The sequence below is a fragment of the Cryobacterium sp. 10I5 genome, assembly GCF_035019865.1.
GTDB lineage: Bacteria > Actinomycetota > Actinomycetes > Actinomycetales > Microbacteriaceae > Cryobacterium > Cryobacterium breve_A.
Genome location: NZ_JASJVI010000155.1, coordinates 1 through 4,145 on the forward strand (window position 1 = coordinate 1; position 4,145 = coordinate 4,145).

Consider the following 4,145-nt stretch of genomic DNA (forward strand, 5'->3'; position numbering starts at 1 on the left):
CGCCTTGGTGAGCCATTACCTCACCAACTAGCTGATAGGCCGCGAGCTCATCCCTGACCAAAATTCTTTCCACCCCCCGGAGATGCCTCCAAGGGTCGTATCCGGTATTAGACGTCGTTTCCAACGCTTATCCCAGAGTCAAGGGCAGATTGCTCACGTGTTACTCACCCGTTCGCCACTAATCCGAAGAGCAAGCTCTCCATCATCGTTCGACTTGCATGTGTTAAGCACGCCGCCAGCGTTCGTCCTGAGCCAGGATCAAACTCTCCGTAAATGTTTGATTGCACAGCCACCGAAGTAGCCGGCACATCTAGTGTGACTGACCGCCGGAATGGGCGGACCAACCACAAGTTTGAAACTGACAGAACAAATCATTACTGACTTGCTTTGTTGTTATAAATGTTTTCCAAAGGAATCTCTTGGCCCTTCACCGCTAGAAACGGATCCAAACCACGAGGTTTTTGGCATTTGACATTGTGCACGCTGTTGAGTTCTCAAGGATCGGACGCACCCGGCTTCAGGCCACACCGTAACCGGCTTAGTGGCTGTCGCTCCGAGGCAACTTGTCTAACCTAACCTCCCCCGCAGTCCCTGTCAAATCGGCCAGAACCCGGTCACAGACACGAAAAACGCGTCCGAAATAGGAGTTCCACCCGTCCGACGAAACATGCGGAAGGAAGACTTTCAAGCCTACGCCTCACACACCCGAATCAAGGATTCGAAAGCGAGAAAAACGTAAAACTTCGGTCCCACGTGAGGCCGGAAAGCACTGCGGCTTTTCCGCACCTTTGGGGTACGTGAAGACATTACGTGCCCCCACCCACCCCGTCAAAACCCACACACTCCCGGGCGTGTCACCTCCTGAGGACGGCCGTCGGATACGACAGCGCGCCCGCAGCCGCCGCAGAAGCGGTGGATGCGGGCGCGGTGCGCGGTGCGTGCGGGTCAGTAGCGGTACTGGTCGACCTTGTACGGGCCGTCGATGGGTACACCGATGTAGGCGGACTGCTCGGGGCTCAGCACGGTCAGTTCGACGCCGAGGGCGTCGAGGTGCAGCCGGGCGACCTTCTCGTCGAGGTGCTTCGGCAGCACGTACACGCCCACCGGGTACTTCTCCGGGTAGCAGTACAGCTCGATCTGGGCGAGCACCTGGTTCGTGAAGGAGTTACTCATCACGAAGGAAGGGTGTCCTGTCGCGTTGCCGAGGTTCATCAGACGTCCCTCGGAGAGCACGAGGATGCTGCGCCCGCTCGGCAGGTGCCATTCGTCGACCTGCGGCTTGATCTCCACCCGCACGGCGCCCTCGAGGGTTTCGAGCGCGGCCATGTCGATTTCGTTGTCGAAGTGGCCGACGTTCGCGATGATCGCGAGGTGCTTCATCCTGAGCATGTGCTCGGTGCGGATGACGTTGAAGTTGCCGGTGCCGCTCACGAAGATGTCGACCTGCTCGACGACCGACTCGAGCCTCGCGACCTGGAAACCGTCCATCGCGGCCTGTAGCGCATTGATCGGGTCGATCTCGCTCACGATGACGCGCGCGCCCTGGCCGCGCAGGGCCTCTGCCGCGCCCTTGCCCACGTCGCCGTAGCCGGCGACGAAGACGACCTTGCCGCCGATGAGCACGTCGGTCGCCCGGTTGAGGCCGTCGGGCAGGGAGTGACGGATGCCGTACTTGTTGTCGAACTTCGACTTCGTCACCGAGTCGTTCACATTGATCGCGGGGAAGAGCAGTTCGTGGGCGCTGGCCAGTTCATACAGGCGGTGGACGCCCGTCGTGGTCTCCTCGGTCACGCCGGCCAGGCCGGCGGCGATCTCGGTCCAGCGGTTGGAGGATTCCGCGAGCGAGTGCCGCAGCACGTCGAGGACGACCCGGTACTCATGGCTGTCGGATGCGGTCGCCTCGGGAACGGCGCCGGCGAGCTCGAATTCGCGGCCCTTGTGCACGAGCATGGTGGCGTCGCCGCCGTCGTCGAGGATCATGTTCGGTCCGGCCCAGGTCTCCCCCGCCGCCTCGGCCTCGATGCTCCAGTCGAAGATCTGCTCGGTGCACCACCAGTAGTCCTCGAGCGATTCGCCCTTCCACGCGAAGACGGGAACGCCGGCCGGGTTCTCAGGGGTTCCGGTCGGGCCGACCGCGATGGCCGCCGCGGCATCGTCCTGGGTGGAGAAGATGTTGCAGCTCGCCCAGCGCACCTGCGCGCCGAGGGCCACGAGGGTCTCGATGAGGACGGCGGTCTGCACCGTCATGTGCAGGGACCCGGCGATGCGCGCACCGGTGAGCGGCTTCGATTCGCCGAATTCGGCGCGGAGGGCCATCAGTCCGGGCATCTCGTTCTCGGCGAGACGCAGCTGGTGCCGGCCCGCCTCGGCGAGCTGCGGGTCGGCGATCTTGAAGATGGGCGCGAGCGAGGGCGCGGTGGATACGGGGGACGAGGCGACAGTCATGCGACCATCATGCCATTCCCTGCGCCGCCCCGGCTGGGTGTGTGCCGGTACCTGGTTCGCCCGCGCCGGAGCGGGGTTCAGGCGTCGGGACCGCTCGGGGCATCCGCTTCGACCGGCGCGCCCATCGTACTGAGCCGGATGAGCTGCCAGCCGTGCGGGACGCTTGTCAGGCGGGCGTGCCGGTCGCAGAGGTCGAAGGCGTGCGGTTCACGCTCGATGGAGAGTGGGCCGAGCACGGCCATCGAGTCGCCGTAGTCGAAGGTGAGCGTCGCGACGGACTCATCCGGACAGGCGACGCGGGAGCAAGGGCGGAATGACATTACCGTTCAGGCTACCCGCGTCGGCACCAGAAGTAGGATGGGGGCATGTCCCGATCCCGTCGTTCTGCTGCGCCGCCGCCCGCGCCGATGCAGCGCGGAAGCGGTCGCGATCGGCACGGTCGCGGCATCCGCAGCTCGGCGACAGGGCCATTCCTGCCGCCGCTGAACACGCGGATCGACCTGTTCGACATGACCGTCGCCTCGACCGTCGACTACCTGCGTTCGGTCTGGCCGGACCAGCTCGCCGACGTGGCGTTCGAGGTAGCCGCCGGTCCCTATTCGGTGATTCCGGGCGTCGGAGTCGAACGCTGGGCCGTGCACGCCGCCGAGCGGCGCATCGTGTTCTACCGGCTGCCGATCCAGCGCCTCACCCGGCTGCACCGCAACGACGACCTGCACCGCCGCATGGTGATCGAGAGCTGCGTCTTCCGCGCCATCGCCGAACTGCTCGGCAAGGATCCGTGGGACCTCGCGCCCGATCGCTTCCGCCACTTCTAACCGCTCCACTTCTGAGGTGAGCGCGGGCGAGCGAGAGCCGTCCCGAAAAGTAATTCCAAACCGATTCCGTGTCGGGGCCGAACCATTGTCAGCACCAACGACAATCACTTCCCCACAGACACGAAGGATCACATCATGCGCACTTTCCAGAAGGCAACCATCAGCTTCGCCGCAGCCGCTCTCCTCCTCGGAGGCCTCGCCGCCTGCTCGAGCACCGCAACCGCCGGCTCCGCCGCGTCCACCCCGGCCGCTTCCTCTTCGTCGGCGCCGACTCCCGTCGCCTCGATCCCCTCCCTCAAGGGCGTCGACACGGCCGTCCTCCTCGACGGCGACTTCGCTGCGGCGCTCACGAGCCTCGGCCTGACCCCCGGCACCGTCGGCACCGCCACCCTCACCGACGGCAGCCTGCACTTCCCGATCACCGGCGGCAACGTGGACTACTACGACCCGGCACAGAGCTACCGCCCGTTCGTCCAGGGTTCGATCAAGCACGAGGGTTCCGGCTTCTCGCTCACGGCCGGCTCGACCGTCGTCGAACTGACCAACTTCACGATCGACCCCGGCACCTCGAAGCTCATGGGTGACGTCTCGGTCAACGGCACCTCCGCCGCGACCCAGGTCCTCCTCTTCGACCTCTACGGCGGAACCCTGAAGCCGCTGCAGATGGACGGCGACAACGCCATCCTCGAGGGCACGACCGTGCACATCTCGTCTGTCGCCGCCGGCCTGCTCAACAAGACCTTCGGTACCGACGCGGTCAAGGACCAGATGCTCGTCGGCATCGCGAAGATCACCGTCGCCACCAAGTAACACCGCAGGGCGCGGGCCCGTTCGGCCCGGTTGAATTGCGGACAAAGCACCATAGGGGGGACGGCCCCAGGG

General features: G+C 64.8%; 4 protein-coding genes and 1 rRNA gene. 2 read left to right on the forward strand and 3 right to left on the reverse strand.

Going from position 1 to position 4,145, the window contains the following annotated elements; all coding sequences use genetic code 11:
- The 3 genes from QN350_RS19145 to QN350_RS19155 all read right to left on the reverse strand — a co-directional run.
- A 16S ribosomal RNA gene (locus QN350_RS19145) occupies positions 1 to 274 on the reverse strand; the annotation flags it as partial.
- A 671-nt stretch (positions 275 to 945) separates the two neighbouring features.
- Entirely contained in the window at positions 946 to 2,445 is a 1,500-nt protein-coding gene (gene ahcY / locus QN350_RS19150; RefSeq protein WP_323517130.1) for an adenosylhomocysteinase, read from the reverse strand.
- Positions 2,446 to 2,522: 77 nt separating this feature from the next.
- Positions 2,523 to 2,765 carry a DUF3499 family protein gene (locus QN350_RS19155; RefSeq protein ID WP_281534099.1) on the reverse strand — a complete coding sequence of 81 codons (243 nt, stop codon included), beginning with the start codon at positions 2,763 to 2,765 and terminating at the stop codon, positions 2,523 to 2,525.
- 45 nt (positions 2,766 to 2,810) lie between these two features.
- Here QN350_RS19155 and QN350_RS19160 point away from each other — a divergent pair, with 45 nt between their 5' ends.
- Positions 2,811 to 3,263 (forward strand): metallopeptidase family protein, encoded by a 453-nt coding sequence (locus QN350_RS19160; RefSeq protein ID WP_322139066.1) that lies wholly within the window; start codon positions 2,811 to 2,813, stop codon positions 3,261 to 3,263.
- A 135-nt stretch (positions 3,264 to 3,398) separates the two neighbouring features.
- A complete protein-coding gene (locus tag QN350_RS19165) occupies positions 3,399 to 4,073 on the forward strand; it encodes a hypothetical protein (RefSeq protein ID WP_323517132.1) in 675 nt (224 codons plus the stop codon).
- Positions 4,074 to 4,145: the final 72 nt, after the last annotated feature.